Source organism: Bacillus cereus group sp. BfR-BA-01316, from assembly GCF_022664195.1.
Lineage (GTDB): Bacteria > Bacillota > Bacilli > Bacillales > Bacillaceae_G > Bacillus_A.
On sequence record NZ_JAKUGX010000017.1, the window covers coordinates 26,456 to 49,183 of the forward strand.

Sequence of the window (22,728 nt, forward strand, 5' to 3'; positions counted from 1 at the left end):
CTTTCCCCCCTTACTTCAACCGAATACGTGGATCAACAACTGCATATACAACATCCGCTAAAAAGTTTGAAAAAATTGTTAAACAAGAAAGAAACATCGTAAATGCCATTAATACTGTATAATCACGGAAATTAAGCGCTTCTAATTGAATATTGCCGATACCTGGCCAGTTGAAAATTTGTTCAATAATAATTGCCCCTGAAAACAATCCTGGTAACTCAAATGCAAGCAATGTAATAGCCGGTAAAATTGCATTTTTTAATGCATGTTTATAAATAACAGTCTTCTCCTTTAAACCTTTTGCTCTAGCCGTTCGAATATAATCTTGCCGTATAACTTCTAACATACTCGTTCTAAAATAGCGAGTTAATGAGCCTACTCCAAGGAGAGTTAAAATAAACACCGGTAAAACCATATGCTTTGAAACTTCTATTACGTAAGCAAGTCCAGTCGAATTACTACCAACATCAATCATCCCGCCTATCGGTAATAACTTTAAATCAACCGCGAACACTTTAATTAAAAACAAACCGATAAAGAATGAAGGAAATGACATCGCTGCAAAAACACCAATTGTTACAAGCTTATCGAATAAGGAATGTTGCTTTGTCGCTGAAAATACACCGATAATAAGTGCAATTAGCCAAATAAAAAACAATGCAATAACCGCAACAATAAATGAATTCCATATGAATTTATTTAACAATGATGTTACAGGTTCTTGATATTGAAGAGAAAAACCAAAATCCCCCTGCAATGCATTACCTAGCCAGTGGAAATATCGCTCAACAATTGGTTTATTTAAACCATATAGCTCTCTAAGCTCCGCAGCTCTTTGTGGTGTAATCTTTGGATTTGAATCAATATAGTCACCTGGAAGAAGCGCGAACAAAAAAAAGATAATAACTGACGCACCCAACAATGTAGGAATCATTTGTAACAGCCTACGAATGATATATGTTTTCACCCTTTTTCTCTCCAATCTTATGCTTAAAATAGAAGAACATTTTTTCAAAGCGGCACTATTAATTGCCGGATGAAAAAATGCCTTCTACTTATACATTCTTATCGTTATTTTTCAAATGATAATACTGGTAAGTTTGCACTAATACTATTGTATTTTTCAGGGTCAATTCCTTTTATATTCCCGTTATAACCAGTAATTGTTCTACGGTAGTTTAATAGGATTACTGGTGGGTCATCACTTAATTCTTTATACAATTCTTTATAAATCGGTTTACGTTTTTCAATATCAACTGTCTCAATACCTTTTTTAATTAACTCATCTACTTTCGCATTTTTATAACCAAGGCTCTTTTCATTGACACCAGATAAATATTCACCAGCTGTTTCACTTGGATCAGTTGTAATCGGTGTCGAAACAGAAGCTAAATCATAGTCACCTTTGTTTACCTTCGAAAGCATAGTATTAAAGTCCATAAATTCAGGATTAAATTCTACTCCTATCTCTTTATAATTCTCTTTCGCAATTGGAATTAATAGATCACTATCTTTAGCCGAACTTGGGCCAAAATAAGAAAGCTTTAATTTTTGACCATCTTTTTCACGAATTCCATCCGAACCAACTTTCCATCCTGCCGCATCTAATAATTTTTTCGCTTTTTCTTTATCGTATTCATATTTATTAACCCCTTCTTCCGTATAAGCCCAAGAAGTTGGATGGATTGGTACGTTAGCTACTGTACCGTATCCTTTTAATGCTGTATCAACATACTTTTTACGATCTAATCCGTAAATAAGTGCTTGGCGAACCTTTTTATCCTTTAAGTACGGCTTATTATTATTCATATAAATATAATTAAATGATGCCGCTGTTTCGATTTGAATGTTCGCGAATTGTAAACCTTTCGCCTGTTCAAGAATTTCATCACCAGTACCTAGGCCAGTATAGTCAACTTCGCCTGTTTGGAACAATTGTAGTTTCGTATCACCAGCAGTAATTTTATAAATGAAGTTTGGAATTTTCGGTTTTCCTGCATAATAATTTTCGTTTGCTACAAAACGAACTTCTTGACCTGGAATATACTTTTCAAATTTATATGGACCCGCAGCTATCGGTTTTCCATATAACTCTTTTAAATAATCTAAACTTGTATTTTGTTTATAGTCTTTTCCATAATACGCTTTTGATAGCACCGGTCCACCTAAAGCAGTTAGTGTTTGAGAATTAACTTTTTCAGTCGTAATTTTAATTGTCTGTGGATCAACAACTTGAATTCCTTCAATAGAAGTTGCTTTTCCTTCTTTATATTCTTTACCACCTTTAACAGCATATTGAGAGATGTCTATCTCACCTTCATATGCCTTATCATGTAAAAGTGTCAATGTGAACGCTACATCATCTGCTGTTAATGGTGAACCATCGCTAAATTTTAAATCTTTACGTAAATGGAATGTATATGTTAACTGATCAGAAGAAACATCCCATTTCTCAGCTAATTCTGGAGTTGGCTTTCCTTGTTTATCTGTCGATACAAGAGACGCAAAAATAACAGAGGTTACATTTCCATCCCAACCATTTTGTTGGAAGTATGGTAAAAAGACACCACCCGGTTTACTAATCCCAACAACTAACGTGTCTTTTCGATTTTTTGCTTTATCAGGTACTTTCGTCTTATCTGTAGCAGCAATCTTTTCGATTTTTATATTTTTTAAATCTTGCTGTTTAACTGGTTCTGTAGAAGCCGTATCTTCCTGTCCCCCGCAAGCAGATAACACAAACGAACTACTCAGTAATACTGAAAATACACCAGCCCATTTTTTTGTCTTTTTCTTCATTGTCCCCACCCTAACTTTTTTTAATAATTACACTTTATGAACTGCTTGCCTTATGTATGCCTCCCACAGTAACATTTTATAGCCAATCGGAAAAGTCGGTTTTAAATGTAAAAAAATAGATGTTTTTTTGAGGGGTAACAATCTTATTCCGACTTTTCCGGTAGACTTTATGGTTATTAGCTTATATCTTTCAGTATATTTTGTCAATTATTTCTATATAAATATTTTGAGAGTTTTTTCAAAATTATTTATCAATCTTTAATTTAGGTAAACTTAGCAAAAAATTCATTCTATTATCTAATAGCCCAGCATAGAATATTAACAAGTAATTACCAAAAAGGGGGCGAAAATATGGACAACCTATTCCAATATGTCCTGCACTATGTACTATTAACAATCATAATAGTCGGGGCGTTATTACTATTCCCGTTCTTCCCAAAGTTCGTCCTCTTTTTAGCTTTTTTTATTATGCTCGGGATCGCTATTATAATTTCAACGAGGGAAGATACCACACAAAAAGAAAGCAGAGTTCAGCGCGTAAAGCTGTAACTCTGCTTTCTTTTTTCAGTCGTAACGTATTCTTGTTAAACCAATTACGAAAAATACTCCTGCAAATAAAATGAGTATACCAATATATCCTCCTATATCTGCTAATGTACCTCCCCTTACAATTAACTCCGTAAAGCCACGCATCGCCCACGTTTGCGGAACAAAATTTGCCGCCGCTTGCATCCATGAAGGCTCAATTTCGATTGGCCAATAAAGACCACTAATCATACACGTTGAAATTACAACGATATTCCCTAATGCTGACTGCTGTTCTGTTGTTTTCACGATACTTGCCAATAATAAAGCTAGACCAATAACCGCTAATAACAATACTGAAACGAGTGTAATAACCCCTAATAAATTTCCCCACTGCACATCAAATAATGAATGCGTTAATATCATTAAAATACCAAATTGAATCCACCCTATTAAAAAGAAGGAAAGGATATATCCTGCTAGTATTTGAACTTTTGAAACTGGTGTCCCTAATAAACGAGACCAAACACCAAGTTGTCTAGCTTTCAAAATAGTTCCCGTCGCACTTAACATGACAATCATGACGAATAGAATTGAAAAACCCGTAGCTCGCCCTGTAACGTTATTTAACTTTTGATCATCGTGTAAAATCGATTCTTTTTGAATCGAAACAGGATCTATTTTTGTATAAATTGTTTCATACATCGTTTCCCACGAAGTGTTACTTTTCTTCTCAAAATCTCTTGCTGCACTAACTTCTATCTCCATCTTTTTTAATGCACTTGCTAATACTTGCTCTACAGAAGTTCCACCCGTAAAATCAGCACTGGCTTGAAATTGAATATTTTCTACTTTTCCATCTAGTATACTCTTTTGAAAATCTTTCGGAATGATGATTATACCAGATGATTTCTTGCCTTCAATCCTCTGTGTCCCTTCCCTATACGTTACCTTTTCTATAGAAATTAAATCACTTTTCTTTATTTCCTCATAATACTTGCCAGATAATACAGAACCATCTTTATCTACTAAACTAACATTTACTTTCTCATTCCCACTTCCACCTAAAAGTCCACCGAAAATGAGTGTGAAAATAATAGGCATTCCAAACATGAGTATATAACTTTGTGGCTTAATTAAAATTTGTTTTAATTCTAGCCAACAAAGTGCCCAAACCTTCTTCATCATTTCCCCTCCTATCTCGTACGTAAACGTAACGTTCCAATCATAACGGAGATAATTCCTGCACTACATAAACTTAAAATGACAGGGAATAGCACATCCCAAGATGTCCCCGACATAATATTTAAGAAGCTAGTAAGTGCCCATTTATTCGGAGCAATATTCGCAACTGTTTGAAGTGTATCGGGAAATACGTAAATCGGTAACATTGATCCCCCTAATATAGCTAGTATTTGAATACCGATTCCCCCCATTAAATCTGCCGTTTTTTCCTCACGAATAAAGGCTGCAATTAGCATAGATAAACCAGAAACACAAATTGCATAAGAAATTCCCAACACTACTATTTGAGACACGTCTTCGCCCCATTCCACATGAAACATAAAGTGTGTAGCAACTATAAATATTCCAAATTGTATACAGGCAAATAGTAATGTACCTAAAAACTTCCCGAATAAAATTGAAAATGAGCTCGTCGGTGTACTGAACAAACGTGCCAACGTTTCAGTTCGTTGCTCTGTTACAACTGACTTTGCACCTACTGTTATGTTATATAGTAAAAACATGACTAACATTGCTGCTGCATAATATTGCATCGCTGCAACTGTTTTTTTACCTATCGTTCCTTTTTGGATGTTATCCACACTTGCAGTTGCTATCGTCTGTAGACTTCCACTTACTTCTTTTGCAACTTGTGCTACATCACCCTGCTGAGATTTCGCTAATTCTGTTACAACACTCTTAGTAGATACTGCGACTGTTTGAACACGTTCTGAAAAAGAGCGGATCATTGATTCGGCAATTTTCGCTTGTATATCTTTTGATGGGTCTATAAGCACCTTTGGTTCTTTTAATTTTCCATCTTGTATTTGTTCGCTCCATTTATTTGGGATGACAATTCCTACATCGATTTTCTTTTCCTTTAACATATCTTCAAGCTCTTCCTGAGAATTAACTACCTTTACTTTCACATCATCTTTTATTTCTTTAGATTGCAATACATCTTTTTGAAAGACATCTGCAAACTCATCCGTCCCCCCTTGATAATAGCCAATTACTGTTTTCGGTAGTCCACCACTATCAAATACATTACTTAACGCTGAACCTAAAATCGCTGTTAATAAAAGCGGCATAATTAACATCATCATAAATCCGCGGCGATCAATTAAACGGATTTTTAAATCTTTCCATGCAATAATGAAACTTTTCATCTCGCACTAACCTCCTTAATCACGCAGTGAACGTCCTGTTAATTGTAAAAAGAGTACTTCTAAATTCGGTTCTTGTACTTCCAGCTTTAAAATTTGCGCGTTGTTCTCAACAACTACGGAAACAACTGTACCAATTGCCTCGCCACCATTTAATCCAATGTCAATCGTGCTATTATCTTCGTCAAAAATAATCCGTTCAACAACAGGTAGTGCTTTCAACTTTTGTAGCAGTTCCGTACTATAGCGATTTAATTGCAATTTCACTATAAATCCATCTGTCAGACGATTACATAACTCTCTTTTCGTTCCTAATGCAATTACCTTTCCATGATCAACGATGGCAATTCGCTCACATAAATACTCAACTTCTTCCATGTAATGACTCGTATAAATGACCGTCATACCTTTTTCATTTAACTTTTTAACAGTCTCTAAAATATGATTTCTCGATTGCGGATCAATCCCGACTGTCGGTTCATCCATAATTAATAACTCTGGTTCGTGCATAAGTGCTGCACCAATATTAATACGCCTTTTCATTCCACCTGAAAATGTTTCAATTTTATCTTTTCCCCGATCCTGTAAACCGACGTAAGCTAACACTTCCTCTGCTCGCTCTTTTGCAACTTTTCCATTTAAACCGTACATCTTTCCCCAAAAAATCAAATTTTCCTTTGCTGAAAGTGTCGGATACAGCGCAATGTCTTGCGGGACAATACCGATTTTCTTTTTCGCTTCTAATGGATACTCTTTTACAGATTTCCCACCAACTTTTATATCACCACTATCGTATGGAATTAACCCGCAAATCATTGATATCGTCGTTGATTTCCCCGCTCCGTTTGGTCCAAGCAATCCAAATGTTTCACCTTTTTTCACTTCAAAAGAAACATTCTTTACGATTTCCTTCTTGCCAAATGATTTCGTAATATGATCTATGACTAACATATTGATTCAGCCCCTTTGCATTCATCTATACTTTCATTGTAGAAAAATTTCTTCTTCTCTCCATCACCCTTGAGATAGAAATACAAAATAAAAAAGCAGCAAATTCCGCTGCTTTTTCACACTTATATATGCCAAAAGTCATGTGTATGTCGTAACACCATATCTTACTGCGTATATTGCTGCTTGTGTTCGATCTCTCAGTTCTAGCTTACTAATCAAATTAGAAACGTGATTCTTTACAGTTCCCTCTGTAATGAATAGCTTTTTGGCAATCTCTTTATTATTTAAACCAAGCCCAATTTCCCTTAAAACATCTACTTCACGCTCAGTTAATTGTTCTAGTTGTTCTGGCGTGGGGCACTCTACTGCTACTTTTGTCTTTTTTAATTCCTTTACAATTTGCGCTGTTATACCTTGAGGAAGCACAGCACCTCCACCGTGTACCGTTAAAATGGCTTGAACGATTGCATCCGTCTCCATGTCCTTCAATAAATATCCGCTCGCTCCTTGCTCTAATGCTTCAAAAATAAGCTCACTATCACTAAAAGTCGTTAACATAAGAACCTTTATATGAGGAAACTTTTCTCTAACTAAACGAGTTCCTTCAACACCATTCATACGAGGCATACGGATATCCATCAAAATAAGTTCAGGCTGTAATTGTTTCACCTTTTGTACGACTTCATCCCCATCACTAGCCGTCCCCACCACTTCCAGTTCCGGACGTAAATTTAATATCATTGCCAATCCATCACGAATCAGTGATTGATCATCAACAATCATAATTCGAATCATAACGCTCCCCCTATTATCCATGTTTTTTCTCGCAGTGGGAATTCAATTTTCAGGCGAAAACCTTTTTCTATTTCACTCTCAAATTGAATGCTTCCACCATGCTCCTCTACACGTTCTTTCATATTAAGCAACCCAAACCCAGGGCTTACTTCATTGACTCCCATACCATTATCCGAAATACATAGCTGAACTTGTTCCACTGAACAAACCAAACTTACTTCACATAAACTAGCTTTCCCGTGACGTTTTGCATTCGTTAAAGACTCTTGCATAATACGAAGCAACGTAGGCTGTAGTGACAACGGAATCACAACCGGATCCCCTTGTAATTGAAAAGATACTTGTACTTTCGTCGCTTTAGAATATCCATGTAACATTTCACGCATATTCTCTATTATGTTCCCTAGTTTACTTTCTTCTTTTAAGGCATGCACAGAAGCTCTCACTTCTTGAAGTGATTTTCTAGCTAACCCATGACATGTATGTAAAACCTCTTCCGTAGCGTCCGATTTTTGTTTCCATAAAGCCTCAGCTAGTTGTAACTGAACAAGTAAAGCTGTCATATTATGACCAACTGTATCATGAATTTCTCGGGCAATATCGTTTCTCTCTCGAACCGCAGTTAATTCTTCTACCTCTTTTGCATATAGCCGTAATTGTTCATGTGCTTCTTTTAAAGCTGTATGGGATAAAGCTAATTTCTCATATTGCTCATCTACCATTTGCCGAGCAGCCGTAAGTTTTTTTATTAAACTTCCAGCTAAAGCACTGAAAACGATGAACATAAAGTTAATTGCATTACTCTCCAATTCCAGACTCCCTGTATGTTGGTACGTATGCATTATATTTATAAACCAACAAAGAAAGAAAAAAGCGATAAAAAAACAAGTCATACTTTTACGCCAATCATGAATAAATAATCCTACCGCATCAATTCCAAATATAATTAAATACAAACATGTCTCGGGAAATAAAAACCCTAATAATGCTGTGACAATACCGTTTGCGAGCAAGGTATAAAAAATGAGTTTCCTACTCTCTTTTGCTTTTACAAGCAGAATATGATTCACAATATAAATGAAAAGTGCAATGCCGACAAAAATTTGTAAATTTGCTGTTTCACGTGAAACATGATTTGCGTAAACGAAACAGATCATAACGATTGTAGCAATCCGTGCGTATCCTAACATAAAATTCTCCTCACGTTTCCGTAGCATAAAGCTCATTTTCTTATCATGATAACAAGAAAATTATACCAATTTTTACCCCTTCGTTACACAAAAAAGAGCAAGCCCTCCCTCAAAATATGAGAAAACAACTTGCTCTTTTTCATTCTATCTTCTTTAATCCACAATATTCTCTAGTTCGTTATATAACCCTGCTCGTAACAACTCTTTTTTCGTTTTTTCTTCATATAATTGTTCAAGCATTTCAACATCAACTACATTTTCCATTTTACATTCAAGTGCATATATATCTTCTTCTATATGCATTAACTCGTTTTCAACTTTCTCTAAATTTCTAGACTCCTGCTTTTTTATAGGTATCACTTCTAACGCTTTACTCCCTTGCTGCTTCTGTTTCACTACTTGTTTCTCAATTCTTTCTTCCCATTTTTGACGAGCCCATGCATAATTCCCTGCAAACTCAAATAATTTGTGCTCATCAATCCAATATGTCTTTTCAAATAATTTATTTAAGAAATAACGATCATGTGAAACAGCTAAAATAGTCCCATTATATTGTTCAAGGGCTTCCTCTAAAACTTCCCTTGATTCAATGTCAAGATGATTTGTCGGCTCATCTAAAATTACAAAATTGATGTCTTGATACATAAGTTGCGCGAGCCTCAGCCTCATTTTTTCCCCACCGCTAAGTTGCTCCACCTTCTTAAACACAGCAGGTCCGTAAAATAAGAATCTAGCTAATATATGTCTTGCTTCTCCCTCTGTTACAGCTACACACTCTCTGAAAGCTTCCAATACATTGTTCTTCATATTCCCATACGCATGCTGCGATAAATAACCGATTTTCACACTACTACCAATCCGAATTTCACCAGCATCTGGCTCTATTTCTTCTAGTAGTAGTTTTAATAACGTAGTCTTTCCTGTACCATTACGTCCAACGATGGCTGCGCGCTCCTGAAAACGAATATGCAAATTTGCTTTCTCGAATAAAGATCGGTCAGCAAATCCTTTACTAACTTCTTTCATTACAACGACATCTTTTCCGCTTCTCTCTTGCCCTTCAAACTGAAGTCCCATCTGTTTTCTTTCCAAAATGGGTCTCTTTAATTTCTCTATACGCTCTAACGCACGCTCCATATTTCTCGCTCTCTTATGCAATCCTTCATTCGGCGGATTCGCTTGATTTGCCCATTCACGTAGACGCTTAATTGCTTCTTTCATTTTCTTTATTTTCTTTTGCTGTTCTTGATACGCTTGAAATTCTTGAAGCAGCCTTTCTTCCTTTTCCTCAACAAACTGTGAATAGTTCGTATGATATGCGTGAATTTCTCCATCTTCTAAATCAAAAATTTTCGTTACAACTTCATCAAGGAAATAGCGATCATGTGAAATGACCATAACTGTTCCCGTATATTCTTTTAGAAATTGCTCTAACCACTCGACTGCAAATAAGTCCAGATGATTTGTTGGTTCATCTAATAGAAGTAAATCCGGTTTCTGCAATAGCATGTACGCAAGGCTTATTTTTGTTTGTTCTCCACCACTTAACTCCATAAATGATCGAGGAAATAGTTCCGTCACCTGTAGACCATTTGCTACCTTCATAATATTCGCTTCTATTTCATAGCCACCGAGAAACGCGTACCTTTCTTGAATTACTCCGTATCTCTCCATCAATTTTTGTAAAGCAGATGATTCCTGTTCTTCCGCCATATTTTTTTCTAAAGCATGCATTTCTATCTCCAACTCTTTTTCCTTTTTAAAAGCGGAGCTTAATACATCATATACATTCATTTCATTATTGAATTTTGGAATTTGTGCTACATGACCGATGCATGTACCTTTCTTCATATGAATGGCTCCCGCATCCAAACTCTCCATTCCTGTTAGAAGCTGAAAGATAGTTGTCTTCCCACTACCGTTACGACCAACTAATCCAATACGTTCACCATTCTTTATTTCAAGCGATATATTTTCAAATATGATGTTTCCACCAAAAGATTTCGTTACATTATTTACACTACAAATTGTCATTTTCCGTACTCCTTTCAATATAAAAAACCATGGGAAAGAAACATTCCCCATGGTTTTTGGCATAGAAAAAGGAAGCCAAATAGCTCCCTTTTCACACGTTTATCAAAAATGGGTGAAGAGACTTCTATCGTTCAATAGCTACTATGCAATTGTTAAAAAAGGGCATACGTATCCCGTTAACAACTACACCATGAAAAATCGCACGACAAAAATAGATATAATCTAAAAATTTGGCACGCGCAGCTAAAGAACGTTTCATCTCATTCACCCCTTTCGTACGGAATTTAATACTTACTTCTTTATTATACTTTCCCATTCCATGTTTGAATAGTCATTTTTCTGAAAATAATGAAGATAGACTAAACATTTCAATAAGTGACATCAAATCTTACAAAACTGTTATGTTCACGTAATGGAAAGCGATAGTACGAAAAGATGCCTCCCTATACAATAAAGATATAAACAAGAGAGACAAAAACAAGGAGGAAACAATAATGATGAAAGAAATCATAAAAACAATCTTCGAGGTATTAGTGAACGGACAAGCAGTTGTAAAAGAACTAAACGAATTATAAAAAGGAGTGAAGGAATATGATGAACATGGTAAAAATGGTTTTACACGCTTTAGTCGATGCAAAAGCAGTTAGCCAAGAATTAAACCAACAATAAAAAGGGGTATATGAATATGAAGAAAGCCATTATTGTAATCGTAAGTACAGCAATTGCCTTATACACAATAAAAAATAGAAAAAAGAAACAAAATGAAAATGCTCTATATTATCCATACACACTATTAAAGAAAAAATAAAAGACAAGGTACCCTATTACAATGAGGATATCTTGTCTTTTACTTTTTGCCCTGTTTCCTTTAAAGGATTTCCTCCTCCCTTTCCCGAATGTATTAGACGGCAGTTTTACACACATTTTAAAGGGGTATAGAGAAATGGATACACAACAACTTTATTTTTTGAATGATATCGGCAAACAAAAACCGGAAAGTATTCGTAACCGAAGCGCTACTTGTCCTTTTTGCGACAGAGAAAATTTAACTGATATTTTAGCAACCGAGGGCTCAATTATTTGGGTAAAAAATAAATTCCCTACATTAAAAGATACATTTCAGACTGTGCTAATCGAAACCGATAATTGTGATGATCATATCGCAACATACACAGAAGAACATATGAGATCACTAATTCGTTTCTCCATTAAACATTGGTTAGACTTACAGAAAAGTGATGAATTTACATCTGTTATCTTATATAAAAATCACGGCCCATTTTCAGGTGGAAGTTTGCATCATGCACATATGCAAATTATCGGAATGAAATATGTAGACTATCTAGAAAACGTAGACAAGGAAAATTTCCAAGGGGTAATTGTACAAAAAAACGAACACATTGAACTTAATATTTCTGAGCGTCCGATTATCGGTTTTACTGAATTTAACATCATCATTGAAGATATTTCATTTATAGATGAAATGGCAAATTACATTCAGCAAACTGTACGTTACATACTGACAGATTTCCATAAAGGGTGTAGTAGTTATAATTTATTCTTCTATCACCAGAATGGAAAAATCATTTGTAAAGTTGTTCCTAGGTTTGTAGTTTCACCGTTGTACGTAGGATATAAAATACCGCAAGTTTCTACAAAACTAGAAGATGTGAAAATACAATTAGCACAGTATTTCACGAGACAAAAGGATGAATTTATTCATAGAAAAACAGAGTAGGTATAAAAAACCTACTCTTTTATCACGCCTTTATTTCGATAGTATACATCCTCTAATCCGATGTTATACTTCATATTATTATCCGTCCACTCTGGCCCTAAATTTCCTGGCCATCCAGATGTATTCGCTATATATTTTAGTAATGCAAAATCAGTCAAACCTTTTTGCACCCCGCGCTTGTACCCTTTCATTAAATGCGGCATTGCAATTTGTGCATTTGTACGTGGATCTTTCAACTCTTCATCTGTTAAATGATCTGGTGCAAGCCCACCACCGCGATGTAATTGAAACAACCCGAATGAAGTCCCGTTATCTCCAACGCTTCTTGGATTTAACCTACTTTCATGTTCGGCAATTGTAAGAGGTATCCATTCCGGGAGATTTACTTTCTTTGCTTCCTCTATAATGATTTGTTTCATCTGTTTTGCTTCTTCTGAATCAACATAGCTTGTCCCATTTATTAGCTTATCCATTCCTTCAGACTTACCTTGGAAATATAAATAAACTCCAAGAACAACTAAAAATCCTACAAAGAATTTCTTCACTACCTCTACCTCTTTCTCCGCTGAAATTTGTCCCCTTTCAGCCTTCCCTTTACAATTACCACACTCTATCACTCTCTTACTCTTTAATCATAGCAAATAACTATACATATTATCATCATGCTTTAGACCGATTTTGCGAAAAAACAGTTGGTAAATACGTACAAAAATGTAACTTACATGGACTACAACTCATTTATTGTATATAATTGTAAATTGAATTATATATAAACTAGGAGCATATATAAATGAAAAAATTCCTACTACTCTTTTTTAGCATTTTACTACTCATTCCTATACATATCTCTGCACAAACATCATCCAAGCCAAAAGTACTTATTTTGTATAGTACAGAGGACAACAAAATTACAAACAATGTACAAATCCTTAATACTCAGTTAGGACACTTTACAAATAATATAACAGTAAAAAGTTTAAAAGAAATGAATGAAACTACTAACTCATTTTCTTATACACATATTGTTTATATCGGAGAGAAAAAAGAAGATTTTTCTACTAAAGCAAAACAATTTCTAGAAAACTTCTCAGGTCCAGTATTAGTTTTAGGGCAAAATGTTGAACAATTATCTAATCGTTTTTCTTTCATTACCTCGAAAGAAACCGATATACGAACTCACACTATAGAATATCCGACTCTCCAGTTAAAAAATGAATTACATGAAGAACGCTTAATGAAGAAGGTTGAAACAAAAGGAACAGCTCTTGCTTACGCCTTGAGTGCCGATGGAACCCATCCGTTAATCGTTCAGCAAGGAACATCATATTATGTTGCAACTCCGAACCTTTTTGATTGGATGTCCCATTACGTCGGTGAAATGTTGTTTTCTTACTTCGGGCAAGAGCCTATGACAAATAAAACTACAGCTTATTTACGTCTTGAAGACGTTCACCCAGCTGTAGATGTAAAGCAATTAAAAGAAATCGCTGAATTACTAAAAGAGAAAAAGCTCCCTTATATGATTACCGTTATCCCTGTTTACAAAGATCCAGACACAGGAAAAACAGTACATCTAAAGGATAACTCTGAATTAATCGATGTTTTACGCTTTATGCAAGATAATGGTGGCTCTATCGTTATGCATGGTTACACCCATCAATTTTATGATAGTGAAACTGGCGAAGGTTTTGAATTTTGGGATGTAAAAACTGATCAACCAATTCGTCAACCGAACCATGAAAAACCAAAAACAAAAGACGATTTCCAATCTACAGAGGACTATAATAAATACGTTGAAAACGGAAAAGCCTTTGAAGAAAAGTATATTAAAGAGCATATTGAAAAAGGGATTACAGAGCTTGTAGAAGCTAAATTGTATCCATTTGCTTTTGAAGCTCCGCACTATACAATGTCTCAAAAAGGATATGAAATACTATCACAATATTTTTCAACTTATGTAGGACAAATACAACTAAACGATACAACTTGGAAATCGATGCACTCACCGGCTTATATAAGTACACCTTCATTTTTACATGGGATGAAATTAATTCCTGAAACTGTTGGCTTTATTGAAGAAGATAAGCCACAAGCTATAGCAAAAATGAAAGAACGTGCTTTATCTGTCGAAAAATTATCCGATGGAATTATCGGTGCATTTTATCATCCTTACTTGGGCGTTAAACCATTAAAAGAAGTATTAAAAGAACTAGAAAGTATTCCAAACATAGAGTGGATTGATTTACAAAAGGAAACGAATGAAGTAAAAATGAAAGATATTCATATTACTACTAATAAATACGGCATTCACGTTGAACAGCCAACAAGTGCGAAGGACATAATTGATTATATAAAACAATATGGGTTCTTCCTCATAATTGGGTTCATTATAATTGTCTTTCTTTTATTATTAAGACGTGCGAAAAAATTAGAGTCATAATAAAACACCAAGCGAGATGCTTGGTGTTTTTTCAACCTAAATCGAAACGTGGCATTTTAATTAACAACCCATTGATCATTCTCATATTGATCAATATGTATATGGCTATCAATCCATTTCACCTTTATGCCCCCATAAAAAAACAAGAAAGGGTCCCCCTTCTTGTTTTATAATCTATATTAGTTAACAATTAAATTTGTTATTATATCAAATAATCCAATACATACTACGGCAACAGTAAAGTAGCTACAGAAATCTTTAATTGGAAACTTCACTACTTCTTCTTTACGCATCCCAGTTTTCTCCCTTCTTAATATATCCCTAATTTTTTTTATCTATTTGTATCTATTATGCAAAAAATATGACAAATTTACTATCGAATTAACTTACGTAAACCTTACAATGTTGTAAGGTTAAAAAAAGAACCCCATCTAAATAAAGATGAGGTCTATTAAAAATTAGTTGGTTTTTCATTCTTCATTAACATTACAAACAGAAAGTAATACAGTGAGACTTTCTAGTTACACTATATGAAATTCACTATATTTTAACCATCGAATTACATTACAGAAGGCTTACAGATTTGTAAGCTATGTGTAATGTAATTCGATAGTTTCCCTTACCTATATTTCGTACAATAAGGTTAGAAAGTAAGCCAAATAAGAAGAACACTCACATAACCAAATTACATTGCTAGTAACCCAATCTTCTTATACTTTCATTTTTGTTACTACAATGTGTCCCCTTCCCCTTTATATAAAAAATGCCCTAGTTTATATGAACTAGGGCATTTTTATGCACCGAATAAATACCCCCACCTAGTATTTTTCCTTTCGACAAAAAATAGATGGGGGTATATTTTCACTATCTCATCGCCAAAAGTTTACTCTTCGCATTTATAGGAATACTTGTAGTCTCAATCTCTTCAATTGACTCACCGTAACGCCCTTTTGCGAACACCTTTAACGCTTCGTCTCTCTTTAACATACGTTTAACAGTTTTCTTTATTTTTTGTTCTCTTCCACGTTCATCAAATGCAATAAATTCATATTCATACCATTCATCACCGACATGCTGACCAATCGTATCCACAATTGTATAGTATTCTTTCGTCGTATAAAGCGGATTATATTTATCAATAACTGGTCCAAGTTTCGTAGGTAGTAATACTACTACTATCGCTACCACAGCTATTACAGTAGTAATCATTTTTTTCTTCATGATACTGATCTTCCTCCTCTGCAGGATACTTATACATCCATTCTAAAGAGCAGGAATTTGATCTACCATTCAATCCCATTACATTACCCTTACATTTTTGTAAGAATAAAAAAAAAAAAAGATGAACGAATTTTCTCGTTCATCTTTTAGCTTGCTTTAAAACCACCGCCAAGTACATCACGTACATCGTGAATGACAACGAAGGCATCTTCATCAACTCGGCCGATAACTTGCTTTAACTTAACAAGCTCTTGTTTATTAATAACGACATATAATACTTCTTTATTTTTACCAGTATATCCGCCGCGTCCTTCTAATACAGTAACACCACGTGTCATGTTTTTCGTAATAGCCTCACGAATTAAGTCTGGTTGATTCGAAATAATCGTAACAGCAGTCTTTGTATCCATTCCTTCTACAATAAAATCAATTACTTTCGCTCCGATGAATACAGCAACAAGTGTATACATTGCCTTTTCTTGTCCTATTATAAATACAGAACCAGCAATTACAACGATATCAATAATAAGTACGCCTTTACCAACACTCCAACCTAAATATTGATTTGCTAGTCGAGCTAAAATTGCCGACCCTCCTGATGTACCTCCAGCTTTGAACATACATCCTAATCCGACACCTACAAATACACCAGCGAATAAAGCCGCTAGTAACGTATCACTATTTACTTGATATTCGATATGTTCTGTAACATATAAAAACAAAGATGTTTCCACAATACCTATAATTGTGTAAACCATCGTTTTCTTATCAAAAAATTTATAACCTACAGCTAATAAAATTGCATTCAAACCAAAGTTCACAATTCCTGGTGACCAATCAAATAAATAATAAGTAACAACCGTTAAACCGATGATTCCACCCTCTGATAAACGGTTTGGAATTGCGAAGTAATTAATACCAATTGCAAATAGTAATGAACCGATTGTAATTAATGCTATTTCCTTTATACGTTGATTAACCATAGTTCATCCCTCCCCCCATTTGACATTGTATCACTATCTCCTAGAGGTTTAGAAGTGGTTTTTATTACGCAATTCTTCTCATAACATTAATGTTATTATGTTTAAACAAACGCCTGATTAATTATTCACATTTGCCCTAACTGTACGAGCGAAGCGCTCCACATTACCTTTCTGAATATACTTAGCTGTCACCGTCTCCTGATTGCAAGTAAATACTAAATGCGGATGAAAATTTATGTCGTCTATATGCAAATACGAATACTCTTCAAATGTTGCAGGATAGTAAGGAAATTTCCCGTAAAAAAAGAGACGTCTAGTCGTAGCAACGAAAATCCCATGCCGATATGATAAGGTAAAATCATCTTTCTCAAATATCCCTATCACAAATGCTAAAATTTGTTCGTCATCCTCTACATATTTTTTCATACTTAATAAAAGTTCATTCATGCATATTCCTCCAAATTCTATTCATTGTTTTAACACTTGAAAAGAATCCATGGATTATTACAGACCGGTGTAACTCTTTTATAAAGTATGAAACGCGTTTCCTGTCAAAGACATTTCACAAAATAATCCGTTATGTGATTATACACATAACGGATTAAGGCTAAACTGTAGAGCGTTCCACAAGTTTATACGGAATTTCCATCTTTTCTTGTTTAGAACTCTCATCGCTTACTTGCCTGTAAAACATTTCAAAAGCCGTCTTACCTATTCCCTTTAAATTTTGGTCAATGGTTGTCAGTTGTAAAACTTGAGAAATCGGTTGATTATCAAAACCAATAATCGCTAAATCCTCAGGAACTTTAATACCTAATTTTTCAACTTCTGTCATAATCCCAATAGCAACTTCATCTCCTGCCACTATTAATGCTTCAGGAGGATTCTCCATCTCCTTGAATTGATGTGCAACTCTTACACCATCTTCTAATGTAAAGCATTCTGTGAAAATCCGATTTTCCATCACTTCTTCATCTATTAATTGTAGTTGTTGTTTATAAGCATCAAAACGTTTCTTACTACTTGGCCCTAACTTTCTTCCCGTACAATATCCAATCTTCTTATAACCTTTTTCAATAAGGTAACTCATCCCTAATTGAAAGGCATTAAAATGATCTGTATATACACTCGATATGCTTTCAATATCATTATCCTCACAAGCGACAACTGATCCATACGCTGCATACGGCTCTATAATTTCCCACTCATTAGCACGAGAACAAATGATAAGACCGTCTAGTTGCTTTGTTTTCAACATATGTAAACTTTTCATTTCTTCTTTTTTATTGTAATTCGTTTGACAAAGAAGTACTCGATAGTTGTGAGCTAATGCGACCTCCATCATTCCACCCACCATCGCATCAAAACACGGGTGATTAATATACGGTAAAATCACACCAACAATATTCGTTTTCCCTTTTGATAAATGAACAGCATTTGCATTTTGTGAGTAATTCAATTTCTCAACTATTTCTAAAACAACTTTCCTTTTTTCTTCATTTACATATGGGTGATCATTTAATACCCTCGAAACAGTCGTAACTGAAACCCCAGCCATCTTTGCAATATCTTTAATATTAGCCATACACTCACCTCTACTTTTAACTTAATAAATCACATGAACATATGTCAAATCTTCTCATCATTACACTTTCATTCGTTTTTCTTACAAAAGTGTAATTTTCCTGTAAGCGAATTCGATAGTGACTCTCCGCAATATTTCATACAATTAAGTCAGAAACAAGGCAACAACTATTCGAAAAGGAGCGGATCTATATGATAAACAAAATGAAACCGAACAATTTCTTAAATACAATGGGCATGGTATTATCCGCTCTTATCGATGCAAAAGCTGTTGCTTCTACATTAAACAAGTAAGGAGAATTTATAATGAATAACATGACTTTTAACAAATTAGATTTTTTAGGCCTAGCTAGCGGCGGGGTTCTTCTTACCGCTTTCATTTCCGCTGCTACGCTTATATAAACTTTGTGTCCCTTTTCCCCTTTATCCCGCATTAACGGGCAGTAAGACTCCCACCTCAAAATTCAGCTGGAGCAAAGAAGTTAGGTGGGAGATCCACTGCCTGTAAACGCCCGATTGGTTCAACTAATAATCAGTGGGGGATGAACAAAACCCCCACTGATTAAAGTTTCACTTTATATAGAAAAAGACGACCGTCTATGCCCGGTCGTCTTTTTTTAGTTTTGATTTTGCTGCAAAACTTCCCTTAGTTCTTCAAATTTTGCATTTAATTCATCTGTCATCATTTTCATAGCCGTTTTTCGATCTATTTGTTCTTCAGCATCAATTTGAATTGGGTCTCCAAAAACTAATTGCGCTTTTTTTCCTTTTATCAATTCTTTTACACTTGATGGACCCACATAAGCTGCCGGTATTAACGGGACGTTAGAACGCATTGCAATTGTAACAGCCCCAGCTTTTAATGAAACGTCTTCTGATGATCTCGTCCCACTTGGGAAAATCCCTACTACTTTTCCTTCTTTTAATAAACGCGATGGAATTTTCAATGTGCTTGGCCCTGGATTCGCACGGTCTACAGGGAATGCATTTACATTTTTAAAAAACCAGTTTTTAAATTTCCCTTCAAACAATTCTTTTTTTGCCATGTAATGAATTTGGGTTGGGTACATTCCTGCCGCTAACATTAAAACGTCCATAAAGCTTGTATGTGTGCAAGCAACAACGTAAGGGCCACCTTCTGGTAATTTCTCTCTCCCTTGTACTTCTACTTTCCCAGCCATTTTAAATATATATTTCAACGAAAATGTAATTGGTTTATACATTCATTTCGTTCCTTTCTAAACATCCGAATTGGAATCATATTCTTACAACGATTATAACACTAAGTTTTAGGAGTTGGTAATAAAAATAAGTATTTATTGTTAAATTTCAATTCTTACAAAAGTGTAATTTTCTTGTAAGCTAATTCGATAGTGACTTCCCCCAATCTCTTATACAATTAAGTCAGAAAGTAACAACAACCATTTGAAAAGGAGCGGATATATATGATGAACAATTTTAAAACGAACAATTTCTTAAATACAATGGGCATGGTATTATCCGCTCTTGTCGATGCAAAAACTGTTGCTACTACATTAAACAAGTAAGGAGAATTTATAATGAATAACATAACTTTTAACAAATTAGATTTTTTAGGATTAGCTAGCGGCTCGGTTCTTCTTACTGCTTTTATTTACGCTGCTACGCTTATATAAACTTTGCGTCCCCTTTCCCCTTTATATAGAAGAAGACGACCGTCTATGCCCGGTCGTCTTTTTAAATTTTTCTTTCCTGTAACTCTTTTAAAAGCTCTATCAGCTCAGCCTGCTGTTCTATCTTCTTACGACCATTCCGATTAATTGCTGCAAGTTCGCAGGCAACTCCAACGGCAAAGAAAAACAATAAACTTTCTAACATGTAAAAATCCTCCAGTTGCCTATTAAACAGCTTGACGCAATTGCTCTTCTTGTAAAACTTGTTTATTTATATTTTCTTCTTTTCTCTGACAAACATTATTACGAATAAGCGCTGCAATAACAAATAATGTTCCTACTACATCAAATGTCGTTATTTTATATCCTTGCATCATCATAATAACTAAAGTAGTAATTGGCACAAAGTTAATAAATAAAATACCATTAATTGATGATAAAATTTTCACACCGTAGTTCCAAGCAAGTAGTGCTATGATACCTGGTAATGTCATCATAAATAACAAATCATATTTCACAATAGAAATCGTTCCCAAGCTTGGAACTGATACATATCCAAGTGCCGTAATGATTACAGTTATAATTCCTGTAACTGCTGTCCCAAACACACAAGTTAATGTTGAATAGCGTAATGTTGACCAATCACTACACGTTTGACCACCCATCGTATAAATAACCCATCCTACAACACCAACAAATATAAACGCTAGTGAAAACATATTATCTTTCAATGTTAAAAAGAAACTCATGTCCCCTTTCGTAACAACAAATACAGCCCCTACGAATGCGATAATCATGCTCGTTATCATATACTTCTTCGGTTTTATATGTTTATATCCCCATAAAATACAAATTGAAATCATCGGCATAAGCGCCTCCATAATAGAAGCTACCATTACACCTGATTTTCCCATTAACATTTGTCCTAAAAAAATTAACACATTATATACAGTAAACGCCATTGTTCCAAAAAAGACGAGTAACTTCCCTCTTCCTTCTAAGCGAAATGCTTTCTTTCCTTCTTTCATTAGCAATAATACAATCAGTACAATTGCTACCGCCCCATAACGAATAAACGAAAAATAAAATGGATCTATGTATTCTAGCGCATGATCAGCAACTGGAAACATCGCTCCCCATGACATACTTGCAATTAAACATGCCAAAGCACCTATTATCATTTGACCTTTTCTCACTACAATCCCCCGCTTCTATCTATTTGCACAAAGAGAATTGTAAAAGAAAAAATATATCACGTAAAATGATTCAAAATGATGTTAACTATCATTTATAATGATAGTTAACATCAAGGAGGAACATAAAATGGAATTACGAGACTTACAAATCTTCCAAAGCGTTGCCGACCGCGGTAGTGTAAGTAACGCAGCAAAGGAATTAAATTACGTACAATCAAATGTAACCGCACGTATTAAACAATTAGAAAACGAGCTGAAAACCCCGCTCTTTTACCGTCATAAGCGAGGTATGACTTTAACAGCTGAAGGCAGAAAAATGCTCGTTTATGTTAATAAAATTTTGCAAGATGTCGAAGAGCTAAAACAAGTATTTTTAGATAGTGAAACACCATCTGGTATATTAAAAATTGGTACAGTCGAAACAGTCAGTACATTACCTACCATCTTGTCTTCTTACTATAAAAGCTATCCAAATGTCGATTTATCATTACAAGCCGGTCTAACGGAAGAACTTATTAGAGAAGTACTTGATCATCAATTAGATGGTGCCTTTATATCAGGTCCTATTAAACATCCACTAATTGAACAATACGATGTTAGTACCGAAAAATTAATGCTTGTTACACAAAATAAAGCTTTTCATATAGAAGAATTTACTACGACACCCCTACTCGTTTTTAATCAAGGATGTGGGTACCGTTCCAAGCTAGAACGATGGCTTAAAGATGAAGGTTTGCTACCAAAAAGAATTATGGAATTTAACATATTAGAAACAATATTAAATAGTGTGGCGCTCGGTCTTGGGATTACACTCGTCCCCCAGTCTGCGGTGCAGCACCTTTCTACAGCAGGTAAAGTACACTGCCATCCAATTCCCGAGAAATACGATAGTATTTCAACTGTTTTCATTCGCCGTAAAGATAGCTACATGAGCAATTTGATGCACAGCTTTTTAAAAACAATTAAGGAACAACATCATATCAATATGCTTTAAAAGACATTCTTACACGAATGTCTTTTTTTCTTACAAAAGTGTAATTCTCTCGTAAGCTAATTCGATAGTTACAACTACCTATATTTCATATAATTAAGACAGAAAGCAGGGCAACAACAATTCGAAAAGGAGCGGATACGTATGATGAACAAAATGAAATCAAACAAATTTTTAAATACAATGGGCATGGTGCTATCCGCACTTGTCGATGCAAAAGCAGTTGCAACTACATTAAA

General features: G+C 34.8%; 24 protein-coding genes. 7 read left to right on the plus strand and 17 right to left on the minus strand.

The window, feature by feature from the left end; translation table 11 throughout:
• Positions 1-10 precede the first annotated feature (10 nt).
• Together MR071_RS14400 and MR071_RS14405 are read right to left on the minus strand one after the other, a co-directional pair.
• The gene (locus tag MR071_RS14400) at positions 11-967 is read right to left on the minus strand and encodes an ABC transporter permease (protein ID WP_105587149.1); all 957 of its coding nucleotides are present in this window, start codon (positions 965-967) and stop codon (positions 11-13) included.
• A 104-nt stretch (positions 968-1,071) separates the two neighbouring features.
• Entirely contained in the window at positions 1,072-2,799 is a 1,728-nt protein-coding gene (locus tag MR071_RS14405) for an ABC transporter substrate-binding protein (protein ID WP_105587150.1), read from the minus strand.
• A 351-nt stretch (positions 2,800-3,150) separates the two neighbouring features.
• Here MR071_RS14405 and MR071_RS14410 point away from each other — a divergent pair, with 351 nt between their 5' ends.
• Positions 3,151-3,348 carry a hypothetical protein gene (locus MR071_RS14410; protein ID WP_002115459.1) on the plus strand — a complete coding sequence of 66 codons (198 nt, stop codon included), beginning with the start codon at positions 3,151-3,153 and terminating at the stop codon, positions 3,346-3,348.
• Positions 3,349-3,363: 15 nt separating this feature from the next.
• On the opposite strand, the gene MR071_RS14415 is transcribed toward MR071_RS14410, so the two are convergent.
• From MR071_RS14415 to MR071_RS14445, 7 genes are all read right to left on the minus strand, one after another.
• Positions 3,364-4,509, minus strand: coding sequence for an ABC transporter permease (locus tag MR071_RS14415; RefSeq protein ID WP_242236548.1), 1,146 nt, complete (start codon positions 4,507-4,509; stop codon positions 3,364-3,366).
• Positions 4,510-4,520: 11 nt separating this feature from the next.
• Complete coding sequence (locus MR071_RS14420) at positions 4,521-5,717, minus strand: ABC transporter permease (RefSeq protein WP_105587153.1); 1,197 nt, start codon at positions 5,715-5,717, stop codon at positions 4,521-4,523.
• Positions 5,718-5,732: 15 nt separating this feature from the next.
• Complete coding sequence (locus MR071_RS14425) at positions 5,733-6,665, minus strand: ABC transporter ATP-binding protein (protein WP_105587154.1); 933 nt, start codon at positions 6,663-6,665, stop codon at positions 5,733-5,735.
• Between the two features lie 138 nt (positions 6,666-6,803).
• Entirely contained in the window at positions 6,804-7,460 is a 657-nt protein-coding gene (locus MR071_RS14430; protein ID WP_105587155.1) for a response regulator, read from the minus strand.
• On the minus strand, positions 7,457-8,650 hold the full coding sequence (locus MR071_RS14435; protein ID WP_105587156.1) for a sensor histidine kinase: 1,194 nt from the start codon (positions 8,648-8,650) through the stop codon (positions 7,457-7,459). Before MR071_RS14435 ends, MR071_RS14430 begins: the two co-directional genes overlap by 4 nt.
• Positions 8,651-8,803: 153 nt before the next feature.
• Entirely contained in the window at positions 8,804-10,684 is a 1,881-nt protein-coding gene (abc-f, locus tag MR071_RS14440; protein WP_242236550.1) for a ribosomal protection-like ABC-F family protein, read from the minus strand.
• 124 nt (positions 10,685-10,808) lie between these two features.
• Positions 10,809-10,943 carry an RAxF-45 family protein gene (locus tag MR071_RS14445; protein ID WP_105587158.1) on the minus strand — a complete coding sequence of 45 codons (135 nt, stop codon included), beginning with the start codon at positions 10,941-10,943 and terminating at the stop codon, positions 10,809-10,811.
• A 420-nt stretch (positions 10,944-11,363) separates the two neighbouring features.
• Between MR071_RS14445 and MR071_RS14450 the strand changes: the two genes are divergently transcribed.
• Positions 11,364-11,492, plus strand: coding sequence for a spore coat protein B (locus MR071_RS14450; RefSeq protein ID WP_142395908.1), 129 nt, complete (start codon positions 11,364-11,366; stop codon positions 11,490-11,492).
• Between the two features lie 135 nt (positions 11,493-11,627).
• The gene (locus MR071_RS14455; RefSeq protein WP_472926931.1) at positions 11,628-12,422 is read left to right on the plus strand and encodes a DUF4931 domain-containing protein; all 795 of its coding nucleotides are present in this window, start codon (positions 11,628-11,630) and stop codon (positions 12,420-12,422) included.
• An 11-nt stretch (positions 12,423-12,433) separates the two neighbouring features.
• Here the strand turns inward: MR071_RS14455 and MR071_RS14460 are convergent, their stop codons facing one another.
• Complete coding sequence (locus MR071_RS14460) at positions 12,434-12,967, minus strand: transglycosylase SLT domain-containing protein (protein ID WP_105587205.1); 534 nt, start codon at positions 12,965-12,967, stop codon at positions 12,434-12,436.
• 245 nt (positions 12,968-13,212) lie between these two features.
• Between MR071_RS14460 and MR071_RS14465 the strand changes: the two genes are divergently transcribed.
• Positions 13,213-14,862 carry a DUF2334 domain-containing protein gene (locus tag MR071_RS14465; RefSeq protein ID WP_242236556.1) on the plus strand — a complete coding sequence of 550 codons (1,650 nt, stop codon included), beginning with the start codon at positions 13,213-13,215 and terminating at the stop codon, positions 14,860-14,862.
• A gap of 864 nt (positions 14,863-15,726) precedes the next feature.
• Here MR071_RS14465 and MR071_RS14470 read toward each other — a convergent pair.
• The 4 genes from MR071_RS14470 to MR071_RS14485 form a co-directional block, all read right to left on the minus strand.
• Positions 15,727-16,083 carry a YxeA family protein gene (locus tag MR071_RS14470; RefSeq protein ID WP_105587161.1) on the minus strand — a complete coding sequence of 119 codons (357 nt, stop codon included), beginning with the start codon at positions 16,081-16,083 and terminating at the stop codon, positions 15,727-15,729.
• A gap of 146 nt (positions 16,084-16,229) precedes the next feature.
• On the minus strand, positions 16,230-17,066 hold the full coding sequence (locus tag MR071_RS14475) for a YitT family protein (protein WP_105587162.1): 837 nt from the start codon (positions 17,064-17,066) through the stop codon (positions 16,230-16,232).
• Between the two features lie 117 nt (positions 17,067-17,183).
• Positions 17,184-17,513: a PH domain-containing protein gene (locus tag MR071_RS14480; RefSeq protein ID WP_105587163.1), complete on the minus strand. Its 330-nt coding sequence runs from the start codon at positions 17,511-17,513 to the stop codon at positions 17,184-17,186.
• A gap of 160 nt (positions 17,514-17,673) precedes the next feature.
• Complete coding sequence (locus tag MR071_RS14485) at positions 17,674-18,651, minus strand: LacI family DNA-binding transcriptional regulator (RefSeq protein ID WP_105587164.1); 978 nt, start codon at positions 18,649-18,651, stop codon at positions 17,674-17,676.
• A 305-nt stretch (positions 18,652-18,956) separates the two neighbouring features.
• On the opposite strand from MR071_RS14485, the gene MR071_RS14490 reads away from it, so the two are divergent.
• Entirely contained in the window at positions 18,957-19,052 is a 96-nt protein-coding gene (locus MR071_RS14490) for a DUF3948 family protein (RefSeq protein WP_142395909.1), read from the plus strand.
• 215 nt (positions 19,053-19,267) lie between these two features.
• Here the strand turns inward: MR071_RS14490 and MR071_RS14495 are convergent, their stop codons facing one another.
• Positions 19,268-19,873, minus strand: coding sequence for a lysophospholipid acyltransferase family protein (locus tag MR071_RS14495; RefSeq protein ID WP_105587165.1), 606 nt, complete (start codon positions 19,871-19,873; stop codon positions 19,268-19,270).
• A 336-nt stretch (positions 19,874-20,209) separates the two neighbouring features.
• On the opposite strand from MR071_RS14495, the gene MR071_RS14500 reads away from it, so the two are divergent.
• Complete coding sequence (locus tag MR071_RS14500; RefSeq protein ID WP_070127837.1) at positions 20,210-20,305, plus strand: DUF3948 family protein; 96 nt, start codon at positions 20,210-20,212, stop codon at positions 20,303-20,305.
• 61 nt (positions 20,306-20,366) lie between these two features.
• Here MR071_RS14500 and MR071_RS14505 read toward each other — a convergent pair whose 3' ends face one another.
• The gene (locus tag MR071_RS14505) at positions 20,367-20,507 is read right to left on the minus strand and encodes a YrzO family protein (protein WP_105587166.1); all 141 of its coding nucleotides are present in this window, start codon (positions 20,505-20,507) and stop codon (positions 20,367-20,369) included.
• A gap of 22 nt (positions 20,508-20,529) precedes the next feature.
• A complete protein-coding gene (locus MR071_RS14510; RefSeq protein WP_242236558.1) occupies positions 20,530-21,498 on the minus strand; it encodes a DMT family transporter in 969 nt (322 codons plus the stop codon).
• 127 nt (positions 21,499-21,625) lie between these two features.
• Here MR071_RS14510 and MR071_RS14515 point away from each other — a divergent pair, with 127 nt between their 5' ends.
• Positions 21,626-22,492 carry a LysR family transcriptional regulator gene (locus MR071_RS14515; RefSeq protein WP_105587168.1) on the plus strand — a complete coding sequence of 289 codons (867 nt, stop codon included), beginning with the start codon at positions 21,626-21,628 and terminating at the stop codon, positions 22,490-22,492.
• The last annotated feature ends 236 nt before the right edge of the window (positions 22,493-22,728 follow it).

Excerpts from the sequence above, each read along its gene's own strand:
- MR071_RS14495 (WP_105587165.1), bottom strand. The coding sequence starts at position 19,873 with ATGTATAAACCAATTACATTTTCGTTGAAATATATATTTAAAATGGCT.
- MR071_RS14450 (WP_142395908.1), top strand. The coding sequence starts at position 11,364 with ATGAATATGAAGAAAGCCATTATTGTAATCGTAAGTACAGCAATTGCC.
- MR071_RS14515 (WP_105587168.1), top strand. The coding sequence starts at position 21,626 with ATGGAATTACGAGACTTACAAATCTTCCAAAGCGTTGCCGACCGCGGT.
- MR071_RS14420 (WP_105587153.1), bottom strand. The coding sequence starts at position 5,717 with ATGAAAAGTTTCATTATTGCATGGAAAGATTTAAAAATCCGTTTAATT.
- MR071_RS14465 (WP_242236556.1), top strand. The coding sequence starts at position 13,213 with ATGAAAAAATTCCTACTACTCTTTTTTAGCATTTTACTACTCATTCCT.
- MR071_RS14505 (WP_105587166.1), bottom strand. The coding sequence starts at position 20,507 with ATGTTAGAAAGTTTATTGTTTTTCTTTGCCGTTGGAGTTGCCTGCGAA.
- MR071_RS14475 (WP_105587162.1), bottom strand. The coding sequence starts at position 17,066 with ATGGTTAATCAACGTATAAAGGAAATAGCATTAATTACAATCGGTTCA.
- MR071_RS14415 (WP_242236548.1), bottom strand. The coding sequence starts at position 4,509 with ATGAAGAAGGTTTGGGCACTTTGTTGGCTAGAATTAAAACAAATTTTA.
- MR071_RS14490 (WP_142395909.1), top strand. The coding sequence starts at position 18,957 with ATGAATAACATGACTTTTAACAAATTAGATTTTTTAGGCCTAGCTAGC.
- MR071_RS14455 (WP_472926931.1), top strand. The coding sequence starts at position 11,628 with ATGGATACACAACAACTTTATTTTTTGAATGATATCGGCAAACAAAAA.
- abc-f (WP_242236550.1), bottom strand. The coding sequence starts at position 10,684 with ATGACAATTTGTAGTGTAAATAATGTAACGAAATCTTTTGGTGGAAAC.
- MR071_RS14485 (WP_105587164.1), bottom strand. The coding sequence starts at position 18,651 with ATGGCTAATATTAAAGATATTGCAAAGATGGCTGGGGTTTCAGTTACG.
- MR071_RS14410 (WP_002115459.1), top strand. The coding sequence starts at position 3,151 with ATGGACAACCTATTCCAATATGTCCTGCACTATGTACTATTAACAATC.
- MR071_RS14470 (WP_105587161.1), bottom strand. The coding sequence starts at position 16,083 with ATGAAGAAAAAAATGATTACTACTGTAATAGCTGTGGTAGCGATAGTA.
- MR071_RS14500 (WP_070127837.1), top strand. The coding sequence starts at position 20,210 with ATGAATAACATAACTTTTAACAAATTAGATTTTTTAGGATTAGCTAGC.
- MR071_RS14435 (WP_105587156.1), bottom strand. The coding sequence starts at position 8,650 with ATGTTAGGATACGCACGGATTGCTACAATCGTTATGATCTGTTTCGTT.
- MR071_RS14445 (WP_105587158.1), bottom strand. The coding sequence starts at position 10,943 with ATGAAACGTTCTTTAGCTGCGCGTGCCAAATTTTTAGATTATATCTAT.
- MR071_RS14480 (WP_105587163.1), bottom strand. The coding sequence starts at position 17,513 with ATGAATGAACTTTTATTAAGTATGAAAAAATATGTAGAGGATGACGAA.
- MR071_RS14430 (WP_105587155.1), bottom strand. The coding sequence starts at position 7,460 with ATGATTCGAATTATGATTGTTGATGATCAATCACTGATTCGTGATGGA.
- MR071_RS14425 (WP_105587154.1), bottom strand. The coding sequence starts at position 6,665 with ATGTTAGTCATAGATCATATTACGAAATCATTTGGCAAGAAGGAAATC.
- MR071_RS14405 (WP_105587150.1), bottom strand. The coding sequence starts at position 2,799 with ATGAAGAAAAAGACAAAAAAATGGGCTGGTGTATTTTCAGTATTACTG.